Below are 19,219 nucleotides of genomic sequence, written 5' to 3' on the forward strand. Positions count from 1 at the left end.
GGTGTACGGGAAAGAAGTTGCCTTTAATGCTTAACAAGGACAAGCGATGATTGAAGAGTTACCGGACGATATAGAGAACGATGCACTGGACGATATAGAGCCTGTGGGCGATGAATCGCAACTTTATGAGCACTTCCGCGTGGTGGTGGATAAGGGGCAGGAGCTGATGCGTGTGGACAAATATCTGTTCGACCGCCTGACCAATGCTTCGCGCAACCGTATACAGAAATCCGCCGATGCCGGGTTTGTGATGGCAAACGGCAAACCGGTGAAAAGCAGTTACAAGGTAAAACCTCTGGATGTGATAACGGTGATGATGGACCGTCCCCGCTACGAGAACGAGGTTATCCCCGAAGACATTCCTTTAGACATCGTTTATGAGGACAGGTACCTGATGGTTGTCAACAAGCCGGCAGGGCTGGTGGTGCATCCCGGACACGGGAACTACCGGGGCACGCTTGTCAATGCCATTGCCTGGCACATGAAGGATATTCCCGATTATGATGCCAACGACCCGCACGTGGGGCTTGTGCATCGTATCGACAAAGATACATCCGGCTTGCTGGTGATTGCCAAGACGCCGGATGCCAAGACCAATCTCGGCATTCAGTTTTTCAACAAGACCACCAAGCGCCGTTACCGTGCCCTCGTCTGGGGAAATGTGGAACAGGACGAAGGCACAATCGTAGGTAACGTGGGGCGTAATCCTAAAGACCGTATGCAGATGACCGTCCTTCCCGACGACCAGGGCAAGCATGCCGTTACCCACTACCGGGTACTGGAACGATTGGGGTATGTGACGCTCGTGGAGTGTGTGCTTGAGACAGGGCGCACCCACCAAATCCGTGTGCACATGAAGCATATCGGGCATATCCTCTTCAACGATGAACGCTACGGCGGCAATGAAATCCTGAAAGGCACTCACTTTGCCAAATACAAACAGTTTGTAAACAATTGCTTCGATACTTGTCCGCGGCAGGCATTGCATGCCATGACGCTGGGCTTTGTGCATCCCGTCAGCGGAGAGGAAATGTATTTCACCTCGGAGTTGCCGGATGACATGAGCCGGCTGATTGACAGGTGGAGGGGCTATATCAGTAATAGAGAATTAGAATGAAACGCACAATCGCTATTGTATGCGGAGGGGATACTTCCGAATTTGAAGTCTCCCTGCGCAGCGCACAAGGAATCTACTCCTTCATCGACAAGGAGAGATACACATTATATATTGTAGAGATGCACGGACCGGACTGGCATGTGCAACTGCCCGACGGGACGAAAGCGCCGGTAGACCGTAACGACTTCAGTTTCCGGCTGGACGGCGGAAAGGTGGTATTCGATTTCGCATATATCACCATCCACGGCACGCCGGGCGAGGACGGGCGCCTGCAGGGATATTTCGACATGCTCCGTATCCCTTACTCCTGTTGCGGGGTGCTTGCTGCTGCGCTGACGTATGATAAGTTTGCCTGCAACCAGTATCTCAAATCGTTTGGCGTGCGCATTGCCGATTCGTTGCTGCTTCGCCAGGGGCAGTCTGTCACCGACGAGGATGTAATCGGGAAGATAGGCTTGCCTTGCTTCATCAAGCCCAGCCTGGGCGGCTCCAGTTTCGGCGTGACGAAGGTGAATGCGAAAGAGCAGATACAACCTGCTATCGCAAAGGCTTTCGCGGAAGCGAAAGAGGTTTTGGTAGAGGCTTTTATGGACGGCACGGAGATTACTTGCGGTTGTTACAAAACCAAAGAGAAATCCGTGGTGTTCCCTATTACGGAAGTGGTGTCGCACAATGAGTATTTCGACTATAAAGCCAAATATAACGGCGAGTCGGACGAAATCACCCCGGCGCGTATTCCCGACGAACTGCGCGACCGTGTGCAGCAGCTCACTTCCGCCATTTATGATATTCTCGGGGCTTCCGGCATTATCCGCGTGGACTATATCATTACCGAAAGCGGAAAGATAAACCTGCTGGAAGTGAACACCACTCCGGGCATGACCGCCACCAGTTTCATCCCGCAACAGGTGCGTGCGGCAAACCTGGACATTAAAGATGTAATGACAGATATAATAGAAAACCAATTTTAGATATTAACTATTAGGTATCAACCGGCTGCCGGATGCCCGTTTGGCAGTCTTGAAACCAAATACTTATTGTTTGAAATTTAAAATTGCATATCATGGAATTTGAAGAAATCCGCCCTTATCATGACGAAGAATTACCTCAGATTTTTGAGGAATTAATTGCCGACCCGGCTTTCCAACAAGTGGCTTGTGCCGTTATGCCGGGCGTTCCTTTTGAGGCTATCGCGCAGAAAATGCGTGCAAGCAAGACCAAGCAGGAGTTCCAGGAAAACCTTTGCTACGGCATCTTGCATAAATTGGCCAAAGATACTACAGACGGACTGATACTGGAAAGTATGGGTGTATTGGACAAGCAGTCTGCCTATACCTATGTCTCCAATCACAGGGATATCATCCTCGACTCCGGATTCTTGTCGGTTCTTCTGGTAGAACAGGGGCTGGACACCGTGGAAATCGCTATCGGCGATAACCTGCTGATTTATCCCTGGATCAAGAAACTGGTGCGTATCAATAAATGTTTCACCGTGCAGCGTGCGCTCACCATGCGCCAGATGCTGGAGTCGTCCATCCGCATGTCGCGCTACATGCACTATACCATTGCGGAGAAGAAGCAGTCTATCTGGATTGCCCAGCGTGAAGGACGTGCGAAGGATTCGAACGATGTCACGCAGGACAGTGTCCTGAAGATGCTGGCGATGGGCGGCAACGGGGATATCATTACGAATCTTCAGGAGCTGAATATCGTTCCGCTTTCCGTTTCGTACGAGTATGATCCTTGCGACTACCTGAAGGCGCAGGAATTCCAGCTGAAACGCGATATGCCCGATTATAAGAAAACTACGGATGATGATTTGCTGAATATGCAAACCGGGCTTTTGGGATATAAAGGCCGCGTATGCTTCCGCATGTCGTCTTGCATCAATGATGATTTGGCGGCATTGGACAGGACATTGCCTAAGCCGGAACTGTTCGTGGCCATCTCTGCTTTGATTGATAAGCGCATCCATGCCAATTACCGAATATTTGCCAATAATTACGTGGCGCACGACTTGCTGCACCATGCGGAAGAATTCACCGGACACTATACGGCGGAGGACAAGAAGCGCTTTGTGAGCTACATTGACGGCCAGCTGGACCGTATTGCCATTCCCGGCAAGGATGTGGACTTCTTGCGCGAAAAGATGTTGCTGATGTATGCCAATCCGTTGACGAATTATTTGGCTGCAACCAAATAAGGCTTTGCCGGACGGCTGCGCTAAAGAGAAATTGTAATGGTGCATAAAGTAGGTATGAAAAAATACTGCTGTGGCTTGTTTGCCGTCATCGTGTCGTGGCTGCTGGTGTCGTGTGGCGGTGATGATTATCATTATCCTTCCGTGAAGCAGGATTTCCTTACGGCATTTCCCGGGACGGATGGGCGGCTGGAGTCGGTGCTGACTGATGAAGGCGATACATTTTGTGTCGTTGAAGACATGTCGGGGCTGTGTGCGGATGCGCCTGTCCGCATTGTTGCCAATTACGAGACGTTGGCGGCCGATGGCGGCAAGGTGGCGGGTGTGAAGTTGTATGGCGTGTTGCAAGCGGTTTCGCCTGTTCCTTTGGTTGCGGATGAATTTAAAGAGGGCGTGAAAACGGAACCTTCGGAGATACAGAGCATCTGGTTGGGGCATGATTACCTGAATATTATTTTAAAGGTAAGGCAGCAGGGCAAGCATCTTTTCCATTTTGTAGAAGACGAGGTCTCTGCCGACGAAGAGAGCGGACGCGTCAAGGTGCGGCTGACCTTGTATCATGATGTAAGCAGCAGCGTGCAGGATTATGGCAAGCGTGCTTATCTGTCTGTCCCCTTGCGGCAATATATGACCGAAGGCGTGCAGGGGGTGGATGTTTCTTTCAATGTTTATACTTATTCCGGTTCCTTGAAGACCTATGTTTTGGATGAAACGGGGTTTTATGTAGAGGAAAGCTGATTTTATGCGTTGATGGGCAGGTGTCGAAATTATTAAAGCCGTGACATAATCCACGGCTTTTTCATTTACAGGAGTTGTGGGAGTTGTCATTTCGCTCCGCTCCGTGCAATGGTTAAAGAAGTCAGAGCCGATACGCTTGTGTATGTATTCACGGAAGTATCGGCTTTTAACTGTCAAGCCGGCTTGTCGGCTGGTCATTTCCTTTAGTTTTCTCTGACTCCGGAAAGAAAAAAAACGTTCAATCTGTGTCCGGAAGATAGTGTATAAGTTGTTCCGGAGTGTTTGCCTGTTTCCTGTTTAGATGCCATTGTGATAGCCTGCATCGGCAATTGTCAATTCAATGCCCATCTCCTCTATGCGCGCTGCGGTGGAAGGTGGAATGCGGGAGTCGGTAATGATATGGTCGATGTCTTCCATGTCGGCAATTTTGCTGAAGCCGCGCCGTCCGAACTTGGAGGAGTCCGCAAGTACGATTGTCTTTTGGGCGGTCTGCATCATGACGCGGTTGAGGCTTGCTTCCATCATATTGGTGGTGGTGATGCCGAAATCAAGGTCGATGCCGTCTACGCCGATGAATAGCTTGCTGCATGAAAAATCGGTCAGTATGCTCTCCGCATATTTCCCTACTACGGACAGGCTGCTGTGCCGTAAGATGCCGCCAAGCTGGATGATATATATGTTCTTCTCGCTTGCCAGGATGTTCGATACTTCCATGGAGGCGGTGATGACGGTCAGCTCATCTATCGGTGCTATGCTGCGGGCAAGTGCGTGCATGGTAGTTCCCGATGCTATTAGTATGGAGTCTTTGGGTGTGATAAGGCTGGCGGCTTTCATTCCGATCAGCCTTTTTTCTTCGACAAATAGTTTTTCCTTCTCGCTGACATTCCTGTTGTCAATATAAGGGTCTATTAAAATGGCTTTTCCGTGGTTTCGGTATAGTTTCTTTTCTCTTTCAAGATCAGTCAGATCCTTTCGTATCGTAACTGATGAAACGTTAAGATGTGTAGCCAAGTCTGTTACCAGGATGGAATTGTGCTGTATCAGCAGTTCCAATATGATAGACTGTCTCTCTTCTTTTGTCATAATAGGCTTGAAATTATATGAATGCGCTAATGTACTTGAAAAAAATAGCATAACGAAACTGTTGATGCTAAGAAATGATAAAACAGGCATTTGATGATAGCTGCTTTTGAAACGTAAGTCTTATTGCCTGTTTTTTGCATGAAATTTCCCTTCTGAAGATGTTTTTTCTGCTTTTTAGTAAAACAATTGCTTGAAAGTTTCGTTATTATAAAAATAGAATTTATATTTGTTGCGAAATGAAACCGATGTTGTTTTGATAAGAAAGCTTTAGACATTGTTTACCGGTCTTTCAATCAAACGGCGTTAACTAATATTATAAGAGACATGATACTGAATGGCGAAATTAACGAATTTGATATCATCATTATTGGTGGAGGTGCGACCGGAGCAGGGACGGCAAGAGATTGCGCCTTGCGTGGGATGCGTGTCCTGCTTGTGGAACGTTTCGATTTTGCTGCCGGTGCCACCGGGCGAAACCACGGGCTGCTTCATAGTGGCGCCCGTTATGCGGTGACAGATAGAGAATCGGCAGCCGAGTGTATCAAGGAGAATATGATTCTCCGGAAGATAGCACGCCATTGTGTAGAGGAAAACGGAGGCTTGTTTATTTCCCTTCCGGAAGACGACCTTTCCTATCAAAACTTGTTTGTAGAATCATGCCGGGCTGCCGGCATTGATGCGCAGGTAATCGATCCTGCCGAGGCAAGACGGATAGAACCTTCTGTAAATCCTGCGATAACAGGTGCGGTGAAAGTACCCGACGGGTCGATAGATCCTTTCAGGCTGACTTTGGCAAATGTAATTGACGCCAAGGCACACGGCGCGAAAGTGCTGGTCTATCATGAGGTAACCGCATTGCTCCAAGAGCAGGGGCGGGTTATCGGAGTCACCGTGTTTAATTATAAAACAAAGACCAAACATAATTATTATGCACCTCTGACCGTCAATGCGGGAGGAATTTGGGGACATGGCATTGCTGCGAAAGCAGGTGTAAGGGTGGACATGTTCCCGGCAAAAGGCTCGTTATTGATTTTTGGGCATCGAATCAATAATGTGGTGCTTAACCGTTGTCGTAAACCTGCCAATGCGGATATTCTTGTTCCTGGAGATACCATCTGCTTGATAGGGACGACATCCAGCCGCGTGGGCTTTGACGAGGTGGATGATGTGCGGGTTACATCGGAAGAGGTCGATTTGTTACTGTCGGAGGGCGAGAAACTGGCGCCTGCTTTGGCGGCAACCCGTATTTTGCGTGCATATGCGGGCGTTCGTCCGCTGGTAGCGGCAGATAACGACCCTTCCGGCCGCAACATCAGCCGCGGCATCGTGTTGTTGGATCATGAGGTGCGGGACGGTGTTGCGGGATTTATTACCATTACCGGTGGAAAGTTGATGACTTACCGGCTGATGGCGGAATGGACTGCCGACCTGGCATGCAAGAAGCTCGGCATCGACAAGCCTTGCACTACCATGAACGAACCGCTTCCCGGTTCGCGCTTGGAAGAGAACCGGGCGGATGGCAAGCAGGTGGCGGTGAATCGGCCTAAACGTTCTTCGGTGGGGCGCCACGGCGAAATGGCTGCCAAGATTGCATCGGAGAGCAAGTACGACAACAGTTTGGTTTGTGAGTGTGAAGACGTCACCGTAGGTGAGGTGAATTATGCCATGAATGAGCTTGACGTGCATAACCTGATAGATTTGCGCCGTCGTACGCGCGTCGGTATGGGCACGTGCCAGGGAGAACTCTGTGCCTGCCGTGCGGCAGGACTGCTCGGCGAGGCGCATAATTGTTCTCAAAAGGCGAAAGCCGATTTGGTTTCGTTCCTGGATGAACGTTGGAAAGGATTGTATCCTGTGGCGTGGGGCGAGGCATTGCGTGAGAGTGCATATACCCAGTGGGTATATAGCGGAGTTTGTGGAATGGAATAAAATGAATGGCGATGAAATTTGATACTTTAATAATAGGCGGAGGACTTGCCGGCCTGACGTGTGGAATCCGTTTGCAGAAGAGTGGTGTGAAATGTGCTATCGTTTCTACCGGACAAAGTGCCTTGCATTTTTCTTCCGGTTCGTTCGATTTGCTCAACGAACTTGCCGACGGGACAAAGGTGGATAGTCCGCTGGCTGTCGTTGGCAAGGTTGGTGCCAATCATCCGTATGCCAAGTTGGGCGACAGTTTTGCCCATTACGCCCGTGAGGCAAAACAGCAGTTCCTTGATTGCGGCATTGAAGTGAACGGCGATGCGGGTCATAACCATTTACGTATAACTCCAATGGGCACGTTGAAACCGACTTGGCTGACATTTTCCGACTTTGAACCGCTCTCGTCGGCAAATGACATGGCAGGCAAGAAAGTGCTGGCGGTCAATATCGCGGGATTCCTTGATTTCAATACGAAATTCGTTGCCGACGGTTTTGAGAAGTATGGTGCCGAATGCCGCATATCCTCTATCAACCTTCCCGAACTGGAAAGGCTGCGGATTAGTCCGACGGAGATGCGCTCGACCAATATTGCCCGGGTTCTGGAGAATGAAAAGACGCTGGAGGCGTTGATTCGGGCATTGGCGGCAAAGATATCCGGTTTCGATATCGTTGCTCTGCCGGCCGTATTCGGGCTGTCGTCTGCGGCTCCGGTCAGGAAATTGAAAGAGTCGTTGGATATTCCGGCATGGCTGGTTCCTACGATGCCGCCCTCTGTTCCGGGCATTCGTGCACAGCAGCAGCTCCGCCGTTCTTTCGAAGAGTTGGGAGGAGTCTATATGTTGGGCGATACGGTGGTGAAAGCCGGCTTCAAAGGCAACAGGGTGGAGGTTGTATATTCTGTCAATCACGGAGACATTCCGTTTGTGGCGGAAAACTTCATCCTTGCTTCGGGCAGTTATTTCAGCAACGGATTGGTGGCGCGCCCGGATAGCGTTGTCGAACCGGTTTTTGGCAGTGATGTCGATTTCACTCCCGGACGCGACAGTTGGTATGACCGGTCTTTCTTCAATAAACAGAACTATATGACATTCGGTGTGGCAACCGACGACAAGTTGCGGATAAGGATTAAGGGCGATGTGCAACAGAACCTGTTTGCCGTAGGCTCGGTATTGGGCGGATCTGATACAATACATGAAGGTTGTGGTGCCGGTATTTCCATGCTTACGGCATTATATGTAGCGGATAACTTAATAAATGGATGACGTCATGAATATGCAGCAGAATAATATAAGCGAGAACAATTTCGAGCAATGTTTCAAGTGCACGGTTTGTACGGTATATTGCCCGGTTATCCCGGTAAATCCCGAATTTCCCGGACCGAAACAGGCAGGACCGGACGAGGAGCGTCTTCGCTTGAAAAGAGGCGAATACTTTGACGAAGCGTTGAAGTACTGTTTGAACTGTAAACGTTGTGAAGTGGCTTGTCCGTCGAATGTGAAAATCGGTGACATCATTCAACTGGCACGTATCAAATATAGCAAGAAGAAACCGGCGTTGCGCGATATGATGTTGGCAAATACGGATTTCGTAGGCACCATGGCGTCCGCCTTTGCTCCTGTGGTCAATACTACATTGTCGCTGAAGCCGGTAAAGGCGGTGATGGACGGCATATTGAAAATAGACCATCACCGTGTGTTTCCGAAGTACTCCTCGCAGACATTCGAAAGCTGGTTCAAAAAGCATGCGATGGCTTCGCAGGACAATTACAAGAAGCATGTAAGCTTCTTCCACGGCTGTTACATCAACTATAACTTCCCTCAGTTGGGCAAAGACATGGTGACTGTACTCAACGCGATAGGCTATGGAGTGCACCTGCTCGAAAAAGAGAAATGTTGCGGAGTGGCTCTGGTGTCCAACGGCTTGATAAACCAGGCTCGCAGGCAAGCCGAGGCAAACCTCCGTTCTGTCCGCAAGTCGGTTCTTGAAGATAAGCGCCCGGTGCTCGGGGCTTCGTCAACCTGTATTTTTACCATGCGTGACGAATATCCGCATCTGCTCGGCATTGAAAATGCAGACGTGCGCGACAGCATAGAACTCGCCACTCGTTTCATTTTCCGCCTGCTCGAGGAAGGGGATGTGAAACTGAAATTCCGCGATGACGTAAAGATGAAGATTGCCTACCACACTCCTTGCCACATGGAGAAACTCGGTTGGGCATATTATTCCATCGCTTTGTTGCGCAGTATTCCCAACGTAAACCTTACCGTGCTCAATTCCCAATGCTGTGGAATTGCGGGTACATACGGTTTTAAAAAGGAGAACTACGAGACGTCACAAGGCATCGGCGCTCCACTGTTCCGCCAGATAGAAGAGGTGGCGGCAGACTTTGTAGCGACGGATTGCGAAACCTGCAAATGGCAGATTGAGATGTCTGCTCCGGCAAAGGTAAAACACCCCATTTCGGTGCTTGCCGAAACTTTGGACCTGGAAGAAACCCGAAAACTGAATAGCAATAAATAGTATTATTCTTAAAATCTTAGTACCATGTGGAATTTTTTAGCACCTCCTGCTCATAAGCAGGAATTACCGGCAGAGAAGATCGATGCGGCGTATAAGAGTTACCGTTGGAAAGTCTTCTTGGGTATATTTATCGGTTACGCAGGTTTTTATATCGTGCGTAAGAACTTTTCGATGGCCATTCCGGAACTTGCCCAGTTTGGTTTTGAAAAGGGCGAGTTGAGTATCGTCCTTTCTATGAATGCTGTAGCTTATGCCTTGTCCAAGTTTCTGATGGGGAGCGTGTCCGACCGCAGCAATGCGCGTGTATTCCTTCCGTTGGGATTGGTTTTGGCGGCTGTCTCCATGATGTTTATGATTGTGCCGGTGCAGTATTTCGGTCCGGAACAGAAATCGCTGGCTATTATCGTGATGGCTGTCTTGAATTTCCTGGTAGGTTGGTTCAACGGCATGGGCTGGCCTCCTTGCGGACGTGTCATGACCCATTGGTTCTCGGTGACCGAGCGCGGAACGATGATGTCCATCTGGAACTGTGCCCACAACGTAGGCGGCGCGCTGGTCGGCCCGATGGCTGTTTACGGTGCGTTGTGGTTCGGTTCCTGGTTCTATGGCGCCGATGCTTCCCGCTACTTCCTCATCGGTACGTATGTGTTTCCGGCAGCAGTGGCTATCCTTGTGGCATTAGTGGCATACTGCCTGATTCGCGACACTCCCCAGTCGTGCGGGCTTCCCACCATTGAGAAATACCGTAACGACTATCCTAAGAACTATAGCGAGAAGCAGGAAGAAGTGCTTACCGCCAAAGAGATTTTCTTCAAGCACGTATTCAACAACAAGATGCTTTGGTACATTGCCATTGCCAATGCTTTTGTCTACATGGTGCGTTACGGCTGTCTCGACTGGGCGCCTACCTTCCTGAAGGAGGCCCAAGGATATGATATCAAGCAGGCAGGTTGGGCATATTTTGCCTATGAATTTGCAGCGATACCCGGAACGTTGGTTTGCGGCTGGCTCAGCGATAAGGTGTTCAAGGGCGGGCGTGCCATGACTACCATCATCTTTATGGCTATTGTAGCGGTGTTCATCTTCCTCTACTGGCACTTCTCCGATAATTATGTAATCGTAACCTTGTCTCTGATTGCCATCGGCTTCTTCATCTACGGCCCGGTGATGCTGATTGGAGTCCAGGCGCTCGACCTCGCTCCCAAGAATGCCGCAGGCACGGCTGCCGGACTTACCGGCTTCTTCGGGTACTTCTTCGGAACCGCCATCCTTGCCAACGTTGTCCTCGGCTACGTCGCCGAAATGGCGGGTTGGGACTGGACCTTCATACTCCTGCTCATAGCCTGCGCCTTGTCCATCCTTTTGATGTCCTTTACCTATAAGGACGAAAAGGCGTTGCTTGCAGAGAGAAACAAGGAATAATCTTTTTAAGATAATATAGAATGACATTAAACCAGTATTTACCTTAAAAATTGAACTATGTTGAGAAATTCTATCAGATTAAGCGCAACCTTGCTGGGTATTGCCTTAGTGACTTTCACTTCCTGTGAAAACCAAGATTTTACAGATGTGAACAACGATGCAACACGTGTTGAAGTAAACACAATCTCCGCCGAAATGGCAAAAGTACGCGACTACGTGCCCCCTTACGCTGTAATGGCTCACCGCGGCTCTACCTTCTGGGCTCCGGAAGAGACGGAGTCTGCCTGGCGGTGGGCACGCGAAATGGGTGCGGACTATCTGGAATCCGACCTCCAGTGCACGAAAGACGGTGTCATCCTTGCCAATCACGATGACAATCTGAAACGCACCACCAACATTGAAAATGTATATAGCGAACTGGTTCCGGCAACCCGTAAGGCGTTTTATATGCGTCATGGCATGAGTGAAGAGGAAGCGGAAAAGCTTGTTGCGGCAGATAAGGCAAGTTTCCGTCCTTACTATGCAATGTCCTATATGTACGAAGAGCTGCTTGCGCTCGATGCCGGCAGCTGGTTCAATGAAACAAGCATCGAGCAAGCCCGTGAGGAGTTTACAAAACAGCACCAGTATGTTTCTGCCCTTGAAGACCAGATCCGCTATGCCGAGGGAAAGATGCTGAAGCGTGGTGCCGATGGTGAGCGCGTATATACCGTTACCGGCACGTGGAACCCCGAGAAACCCCGGGATTGCCTGAAGTATGAGTTCCAGTATGTAGACGACCCCGCAGATACAGGCAACCGTCCGGGAGTCTATATCGAATTCAAAGAGTCGTGGCTGAATCCTTCGGACTTTGAAAAGCGCGTTTATGACAAACTTGACGAACTCGGCTGGAACATTATCACCAAGCCTTGCGACGGAGTGCCGTTCTATACTGCGGATGGCAAGGTCAACGTTGGCAATACCAACGGCAAGGTTGTTCTCCAGACATTCTCTCTCGAAAGCCTTCGCCGTACGGCAGACGAGTTCAAGGGCAAAATTCCGATGTGCTTCCTGTTGTGGGAAGGCAATGGCGCTACCGATTTGAAACACGACACGCCTCAAGGGTATGCCTCCTTCATCAACCTCGGTCTGGAATACAAGGCTCACATCATCGGTCCCTGCATTGCGGGCGCTCCCAACAACTATCCCGAAATGAATGCTCCGTGGCAGGCTTACCTCATCAAGAAGTCGGGCATGCTCAACCATCCGTATTCGTTCGACTCTTATGCGCAGATGGGAAAATACTTCGGCCAATACAACTGGGGAAATACCGTACAATACGATGATGTCCTGCACGGAATCTATGGCGACGGCCTGTTTACCAACCGTTCCGAAATGAGCCTGAAATACCTCATTGACAACGGGCTGCGCAAGGCACCGACTCCCCAGGAAGTTCCGGATGCGGTTGAAACCCTTATAAGACTTGGTTACTAATTGATTTATTAACACTAATAATACAGATTACATTCTATGAAAAAGTATATTTTAATGCCGGTATTGGCTGCATTGTCACTGTCAGCATCGGTTGCCCAAGCCCAGGACTTCGATAATAAGCCGGTTGTCAATGTTAGCAACGCCAAGGAAAACCTGAACTTCACGATTGGCGCGCGTTTTATGATGGACGGTGCATATTACCATTCGGACTTCACTCCCGTGAAGTCGGGAGCTGCCATCACCGATGCGCGTATCCGTACCTCAATGAGCTATGAGGACTGGTATTTCTATGCCGATTTTGATTTCTCTAAAGGCAAGTTCTCCCAGAAGAATATCTTCCTGCAATATTCGTTGGAAGGCAACAAAGGCACGCACCGTTTTAAAGCGGGCTACTACAACAACCCCATGAGCATGGCAAACAATACCAGCCGCGGAAGCCTGCACTTCATTTCACGTTCGGCGGCAGCCAATGCTTTTGCACCCACCCGCGAACTGGGCCTGAGTTACATTTTCTACAACGACCATTTCTTCGCCAACCAGGGCGTGTTTGCGGAAAACAAATACAATGACCAGCCGGCAGGCTATCAGGGCATGTCGTTCGGTGGCCGTTGGGTATGGCGTCCCGTCAATAATGATGACAATACCTTCCACATAGGCGCCGCTTTCCGCTATGCCAACATAGCTACGGGCGTGGTGGAGAACAACGTGCTGAAAACGGAGTTGGAAATGGGTTCCTCGCTCGAAACCTATGTGGACCCTACCAAGGAATTCGTGTCGGCAAAGCTGCCCTGGGCAAAAAACGTATTTGATGTAGGCGCCGAGTTCTTGTACAAGACGGACAATTTCTTTACCCGTGGCGAGTACATGTACAAGCATGTCACCAAAGAACGTGACGACCGGGCGCTGTTCGAAGCCAATTTGGGTTCCATCGACTCTTGGGGCACACTCGAGTCGTGGCAGAAAGGCAATCCGCTCGATGCAAACTCTTTCCACGGCGGCTATATCGAGGCTGGTTACAAAATCTTCGGCGATCCGTATCAGTACAGCAACTCCGATGCTTTGCTGAAAGGATTGAACGGCAGAGCCCTCGAAGTTGTAGCCCGCTACAGCTATACAGGTCTGAACGACCTCGTTGAAGGTGAAAAGTATGTTCCCGGACGCGACCAATACTATCCTAACGGTGTATTGGCAGACTATCCCGCCACATCGTTGAGCATTGGCGGTGGCAATATGCACTCCGCTACTTTGGGTGTGAACTACTCTTTCAACAAGTTTGCCCAAGTGATGTTGAGCTACACTTACAATCGTCTTGACCGTGACAAATTCCAGTATGACAAGAATTTCCACGTGCTTCAAGCCCGCTTGATGTTCCAATTCTGATAAGCAGTTGCCGGCAGTCAGTTTATATCATTGGCTGTCTGTTGCGAAGACATGACATTTGCTCCGAACGGCGGATGGTACACGCCCCTTTCATTCAAGGGCGTTAGAAGGAGCTAAAGGGAGTTATCACTTCGCTCCGTTCCGTCAGTAGTTAAAGAAGTTAGAGCCGATACTTTTGTGTATGCATTCACAGAAGTATCGGCTTTTAACTATTAAGCCGACTTTTCGGCTGATAACTCCCTTTAACCCCTGTAAAAGAAAAAAACACGGCTTTTTCATTTGCAGGAGTTAAAGGGGGGTGTAAGGAGTTATCTCCCTTCGGGATAGGAGTTGAAAGCCGACAGCTACACCGGGGAGGAACACGGCCGGAGAGACCGCGCGAACAGGCCGACGGAAGCGGATAAACGGAAACGGACCGGTGAAGAACAAACGGATAAGAACAGACCTGCGAAATATTCCCGCCAGGCGCTTATTATCAGCAATATACGAGTGCCAGTCGTTTTCTGCTTGGTGGAACTTTATTCCCAGCCTGCCGGGAACGCGTTCCCACCTCATTGGGAATATGTTCCCAACTTGCAGGGAACACGTTTCCAATTGGGTGGGAACATCGGATGAAGAAGAGGCTGTCAGCCACGGGACTTTTATTTACGGGATTTATCAGAAGTCAGCGGAAGAAGGGCGACAACTTCTCTGACTCCTGTATATGAAAGAGCTGTGGAAAAAAACGTGAAAGTTCGTATGGATGTTTGGTGCCATCAACGAAAAAGTTATAACTTTGATTACATTTTCAGAGCCTGTTTAAATGAGTAAACTTATGAAACCGTTCCTTGCGGGCATTTGCCTGTTTTTTTCCACACTTGTCTCCTGCCAGCAGAGAGGGGGAGATTTCCGCTCCGTTTCCACGGACGAGTTCGCAACTTTGATGACCAATCCCGACATGCAGCGGCTGGATGTACGTACGCTTGCCGAATATTCGGAAGAACATATTCCCGGCAGCATCAATATCAATGTGCTGGACGGAGGGTTTGCCGCTGTTGCAGACTCCTTGTTGCAAAAGGGGAAACCGATAGCCCTCTATTGCCGCAGCGGAAAGCGCAGCAAGAAAGCCGCCGCTATCCTGAGCCGGAAAGGCTACAAGGTTTACGAACTCGACAAGGGTTTTATCGGCTGGAAAGAAGCGGGAAGGGAGACGGAGCGATAGCCTCTCTGTCCGTGCCTGCAGGCTGTGCGGTTGCTGCCAATAGGCTGGCAGGACACATCTTTTTCATTTACAGGAGTCAGAGTAGTTGAAAGGAGTTATCAGTCGCCAAGTCGGCTTGGTAGTCAAAGCCTATGCTTCTATAATGGTCTCATACACAATAGTATCGGTTCTAACTCCTTTAACTCCTGACGAAGCGATGCGAAGGGATAACCCCTCTAACTCCCCTAAATGCAAAAGCCGTGCCGGCAGAATAAGCATCATGGTTATATAAAAAAAGAGCCGGTCAGTAATCTGCCGGCTCTTTGGGTGTATATTGTCGGAAGCGGACTACAGATTTTCCACCAACCGTTTCAGCACCACCGTTGCGGATATTTCGCGGTTGGCGGCTTCCGGTATCACGATGGACTGCGGGCTTTCGATGACATCGTCCGTCACAATCATGTTGCGGCGCACGGGCAGGCAGTGCATGAAGTAGGCGTTGTTGGTTACAGCCATTTGCCGGTCGCTTACGGTCCAGTTGCGGTCTTTGCTCAGGATTTGTCCGTAGTTGTCGCCGGTGTAGGCAGCCCAGTTCTTGGCATAGACGAAGTCGGCGCCTTCGAAGGCTTTCATTTGGTCGTATTCCACACGGGCGTTGCCCACGAATTTCGGGTCGAGTTCATACCCTTCGGGGTGGGTGATGACGAAATCGTAGTCTGCGGCATTCATCCACTCGGCAAAAGAGTTGGGAACGGCTTGCGGCAGGGGACGGGGATGCGGAGCCCATGTCATGACTACTTTGGGGCGTGCCGTCTTTTTGTACTCTTCGATGGTGATGAGGTCGGCGAAACTTTGCAGCGGGTGGCGCGTGGCGGCTTCCATGGAGAATACCGGACGGCCGGAGTGCTTGATGAACTGGTTCAGTATCACCTCGTTGTAGTCGTATTCGCGGTTTTCGAAGCGGGCGAAGGAGCGTACCCCGATAACATCGCAGTAGCAGCCCATTACGGGAATGGCTTCCAGCAGATGTTCGGGCTTGTCGCCGTCCATGATGACGCCGCGTTCGGTCTCCAATTTCCATGCGCCCTGGTTGATGTCCAGCACGATGACATTCATGCCCAAGTTCAAGGCGGCTTTTTGGGTGCTGAGGCGGGTGCGCAGGCTTGAGTTGAAAAATATCATCATCAATGTCTTGTTGCGTCCCAACTCCACGTATTTGAAACGGTCTTTTTTGATTTCGAATGCTTCGTCCAATGCTGTTTTCAGATTGCCTATGTCCTGTACGCAAGTAAAGTTCTTCATAATTCTATAGTGATTAATGATTAATATTTAGTGAGCTATTGGCGGGGGAATGGTTAGTTCCTCACCTGTCCTTCCCCTTCCACAATCCATTTGTATGTGGTGATTTCCTCCAAAGCCATAGGGCCGCGGGCGTGCAGCTTCTGGGTGCTGATGCCGATTTCCGCACCCAGCCCGAACTGTGCGCCGTCGGTAAAGGATGTGGGGGCATTGACGTAGACACAGGCGGCATCCACTTCGCGGCAGAACTGTGCGGCGTTGGCTTTGTCATCGGTCACGATACATTCACTGTGCTTGGAACCGTATTGCCCGATGTGGGTTATGGCGCTATCTATGCCTTCAACGACTTTCACCGCAAGCTTGTAGTCCAGAAATTCCGTACCGAAATCTTCTTCCGTAGCTTCTTTCAACAACTCGGCAGGATAGTGGGCTTGCAGGGAGGCGTATGCGGAGGTATCCGCATAGATAACCACGTTGCTTTGCCGCAACGGTGCGCAGAGTGCCGGCAGGTCTTTCGTGCGGTTGGCGTCTACGAGCAGGCAGTCCAACGCATTGCATACGCTGACACGGCGTGTTTTGGCATTGTTGATGATGGCGGCTCCTTTCTCCGCATCGCCGTAACGGTCGAAGAAGGTGTGGCATATTCCTGCACCGGTTTCTATCACCGGAATGGTGGCGTTCCGGCGGACAAAGTTGATGAGATTGCTGCTGCCGCGCGGGATAATCAAATCGACATAGCCGTTGGCATGCAGCAGTGCCGCGGTGGCTTCGCGGTCGGCGGGAAGCAGTTCTACGGTGTGCGGGTCTACTTCAAACTGCTCCAGTACGTCGTGTATAACGCTGATGATGGCACGGTTGGAATGGTCGGCATCGCTTCCGCCTTTCAGTATGCAGGCATTGCCGCTTTTCAGGCAGAGCGAGAATACATCGAAACTGACGTTGGGGCGTGCTTCGTAGATAATGCCGATTACGCCGAAAGGCACGCTTACACGTTTCATCCTCAGTCCGTTGGGCATTACCCTCTGTTTCTGTATGATGCCTGTCGGCGAGAGGAGTTGGGCTACTTTGCGGATGTCGTCTGCAATTCCTTTCAGGCGGTCTGCCGTCAGTTTCAGGCGGTCGTATTTAGGATTGGAAACGTCCATGCGGTCCAGGTCCTTCCGGTTCTCGGCAAGGATAAAGTCTGTCTTTGCTTCGGCGGCATCGGCGACAGCCAGCAATATCCGGTTAATCTTTTCATCGTCCAGCGCCAATAGCTTGCGCCCGGCGTGCTGTACGGCTGCGAAGGTCTTGTTTAAGTCCATTGTATGTGGTTTGTTGATTGATACTTCCGCAAATGTAGTGATATAATCGGTAATAGCCTATTCCATGTAAAGATAATCGTAGTGCACTACAGGCTTCTTGCCGTGCTTGCCCATGGCTTCGCGTGCTTGTGCTGAACTGCAATTGGCTTTGCCTATGCCTACCGGATTTCCTTCAAAGTCTATGATACGTACGATGTCGTCCTTCTCGAACTCTCCCCGCACATCGGTGATGCCTATGGGAAGAATGCTGACTGCCTTGTCGGAAGCAAGTACCCGGGTGGCGCAGTCGTTGATATGCAACTCTCCTTTGGCAAAACCTTCACTGTGGGCTATCCACTTCTTTACGCTGGACACAGGTTGGGGAGCGGGAATGAAGCGTGTGTAGTCCGGTTGGGGATTGAGCACCGGGAGCGGAGTGCCGGAGAGCAGGGCGGGGAGTTCCCGATGAAGAATATCCGCAAGTATGTTGTCACGTTTGCCGTTGGCAATAATGACGGTAATCCCTTCATCCGCCACCTTGCGGGCGATATTGGTTTTGGTGAGCATGCCGCCGCGTCCGAAACTGGATTTGGAAGTCTGTATGTAGGCGGACAGGTCTTTGCCATGCTCTATTTCGCGGATAATCTCCGATGCGGGATCGGCAGGCGAACCGTTATAGATGCCGTCGATATTGCTGAGGATTATCAGGACCTGTGCGTCCATCATGGAGGCTATCAGTCCCGAAAGTTCGTCATTGTCGGTAAACATCAGTTCGCTGACGGAGATGGTGTCGTTCTCGTTGACGATGGGAATCACTCCGTTTTCCAGCATCACGGTCATGCAGTTCTTCTGGTTGAGATAGTGGCGGCGGGTGGCGAAGTTCTCTTTCATGGTGAGCACTTGCCCCACGGGAATGCCATGCTCGCGGAATAGCTCGTAATAGCGGTTGATAAGTTTGGCTTGCCCCACAGCTGAGAATAGCTGGCGCTGGTCTACACTGTCCAGTTTCTTGGCGGGGCGAATCTCGCTCCGTCCCGATGCAACGGCACCGGAAGAAATCAGGATAATCTCTACGCCCGCTTTGTGCAGTTCCGCTACCTGGTCTACAAGGGCGGACATGCGGGTCACGTCTAATGTGCCGTCACGGCGTGTCAATACATTGCTGCCTATTTTGACGGCAATTCTCGTTAGTTGTTGTTCCATATTTGTGTATGTCCCCCGATGGGGGAAGGGTTAGTCTCCGTCTTCTTTTTTCTCGTAGGCACGAACCACCTCCATTGCTGCCTCGTAGTTGGCTTCATTGACGAGTACGGCTACGTCGATTGCCGTTTCGGGCAACACGATGTTTACTACCATCCCATCTTTCAGGGTCGATTCGATGTCGTTGTTTCCCAGCAAACTTTTTACAAGTTCGGCTTCCCAAAGCGATCCTTTGAACACTTCGATGAGCTTGCTTCTGTCTTCTTCTTTCATAATGGCAGGAATTTAGAGTTCTTAGAGCCTGTTTAAATTTTCTTCAAAAAGTTTTTCTTCAGCTTCTTTTGGATTTCTTTCCGGTCTGTTTTCCTCTTTTTATTCGTCACATAGCCCGCTATGCTCCT

16 protein-coding genes are annotated in these 19,219 nt (G+C 50.2%); 11 read left to right on the plus strand and 5 right to left on the minus strand.

What is annotated here, in order from left to right:
• Positions 1 to 46: 46 nt before the first annotated feature.
• The 4 genes from QZ327_RS06050 (at position 47) to QZ327_RS06065 (ending at position 4,055) form a co-directional block, all read left to right on the plus strand.
• Positions 47 to 1,117 carry an RluA family pseudouridine synthase gene (locus QZ327_RS06050; protein ID WP_294617973.1) on the plus strand — a complete coding sequence of 357 codons (1,071 nt, stop codon included), beginning with the start codon at positions 47 to 49 and terminating at the stop codon, positions 1,115 to 1,117.
• Positions 1,114 to 2,088: a D-alanine--D-alanine ligase gene (locus tag QZ327_RS06055; protein WP_294617975.1), complete on the plus strand. Its 975-nt coding sequence runs from the start codon at positions 1,114 to 1,116 to the stop codon at positions 2,086 to 2,088. The genes QZ327_RS06050 and QZ327_RS06055 overlap by 4 nt, the downstream gene beginning before the upstream one ends.
• Positions 2,089 to 2,180: 92 nt before the next feature.
• Entirely contained in the window at positions 2,181 to 3,320 is a 1,140-nt protein-coding gene (locus tag QZ327_RS06060; RefSeq protein ID WP_294617977.1) for a 1-acyl-sn-glycerol-3-phosphate acyltransferase, read from the plus strand.
• A gap of 54 nt (positions 3,321 to 3,374) precedes the next feature.
• A complete protein-coding gene (locus tag QZ327_RS06065; RefSeq protein ID WP_294617979.1) occupies positions 3,375 to 4,055 on the plus strand; it encodes a NigD-like C-terminal domain-containing protein in 681 nt (226 codons plus the stop codon).
• 297 nt (positions 4,056 to 4,352) lie between these two features.
• Here QZ327_RS06065 and QZ327_RS06070 read toward each other — a convergent pair whose 3' ends face one another.
• Positions 4,353 to 5,138: a DeoR/GlpR family DNA-binding transcription regulator gene (locus QZ327_RS06070; protein ID WP_294617980.1), complete on the minus strand. Its 786-nt coding sequence runs from the start codon at positions 5,136 to 5,138 to the stop codon at positions 4,353 to 4,355.
• A 324-nt stretch (positions 5,139 to 5,462) separates the two neighbouring features.
• On the opposite strand from QZ327_RS06070, the gene glpA reads away from it, so the two are divergent.
• From glpA to QZ327_RS06105, 7 genes are all read left to right on the plus strand, one after another.
• Positions 5,463 to 7,067 (plus strand): anaerobic glycerol-3-phosphate dehydrogenase subunit A, encoded by a 1,605-nt coding sequence (glpA, locus tag QZ327_RS06075; protein ID WP_294617981.1) that lies wholly within the window; start codon positions 5,463 to 5,465, stop codon positions 7,065 to 7,067.
• Positions 7,068 to 7,078: 11 nt separating this feature from the next.
• Complete coding sequence (gene glpB, locus QZ327_RS06080; protein ID WP_294617982.1) at positions 7,079 to 8,323, plus strand: glycerol-3-phosphate dehydrogenase subunit GlpB; 1,245 nt, start codon at positions 7,079 to 7,081, stop codon at positions 8,321 to 8,323.
• Between the two features lie 4 nt (positions 8,324 to 8,327).
• Complete coding sequence (gene glpC / locus QZ327_RS06085) at positions 8,328 to 9,581, plus strand: anaerobic glycerol-3-phosphate dehydrogenase subunit GlpC (RefSeq protein WP_294617983.1); 1,254 nt, start codon at positions 8,328 to 8,330, stop codon at positions 9,579 to 9,581.
• Between the two features lie 24 nt (positions 9,582 to 9,605).
• The gene (pgtP, locus tag QZ327_RS06090) at positions 9,606 to 11,003 is read left to right on the plus strand and encodes a phosphoglycerate transporter protein PgtP (protein WP_294617985.1); all 1,398 of its coding nucleotides are present in this window, start codon (positions 9,606 to 9,608) and stop codon (positions 11,001 to 11,003) included.
• Positions 11,004 to 11,060: 57 nt separating this feature from the next.
• Positions 11,061 to 12,476 carry a glycerophosphodiester phosphodiesterase family protein gene (locus QZ327_RS06095; RefSeq protein WP_294617987.1) on the plus strand — a complete coding sequence of 472 codons (1,416 nt, stop codon included), beginning with the start codon at positions 11,061 to 11,063 and terminating at the stop codon, positions 12,474 to 12,476.
• A gap of 36 nt (positions 12,477 to 12,512) precedes the next feature.
• Entirely contained in the window at positions 12,513 to 13,856 is a 1,344-nt protein-coding gene (locus QZ327_RS06100; protein WP_294617988.1) for a porin, read from the plus strand.
• Positions 13,857 to 14,658: 802 nt separating this feature from the next.
• Positions 14,659 to 15,057, plus strand: a complete 399-nt coding sequence (locus QZ327_RS06105; protein ID WP_294617990.1) for a rhodanese-like domain-containing protein — start codon at positions 14,659 to 14,661, stop codon at positions 15,055 to 15,057.
• 327 nt (positions 15,058 to 15,384) lie between these two features.
• Here the strand turns inward: QZ327_RS06105 and QZ327_RS06110 are convergent, their stop codons facing one another.
• Genes QZ327_RS06110 through QZ327_RS06125 form a run of 4 tightly spaced genes read right to left on the minus strand, consistent with a single transcriptional unit; the run spans position 15,385 to position 19,091 of the window.
• Entirely contained in the window at positions 15,385 to 16,338 is a 954-nt protein-coding gene (locus QZ327_RS06110) for an acetylornithine carbamoyltransferase (protein WP_294617992.1), read from the minus strand.
• Positions 16,339 to 16,391: 53 nt separating this feature from the next.
• The gene (locus QZ327_RS06115; protein ID WP_294617994.1) at positions 16,392 to 17,639 is read right to left on the minus strand and encodes a glutamate-5-semialdehyde dehydrogenase; all 1,248 of its coding nucleotides are present in this window, start codon (positions 17,637 to 17,639) and stop codon (positions 16,392 to 16,394) included.
• A gap of 57 nt (positions 17,640 to 17,696) precedes the next feature.
• A complete protein-coding gene (gene proB / locus QZ327_RS06120; protein WP_294617996.1) occupies positions 17,697 to 18,821 on the minus strand; it encodes a glutamate 5-kinase in 1,125 nt (374 codons plus the stop codon).
• Between the two features lie 30 nt (positions 18,822 to 18,851).
• A complete protein-coding gene (locus QZ327_RS06125) occupies positions 18,852 to 19,091 on the minus strand; it encodes a DUF2007-related protein (protein WP_294617998.1) in 240 nt (79 codons plus the stop codon).
• Positions 19,092 to 19,219: the final 128 nt, after the last annotated feature.

Source organism: uncultured Bacteroides sp., assembly GCF_910578895.1.
GTDB lineage: Bacteria > Bacteroidota > Bacteroidia > Bacteroidales > Bacteroidaceae > Bacteroides.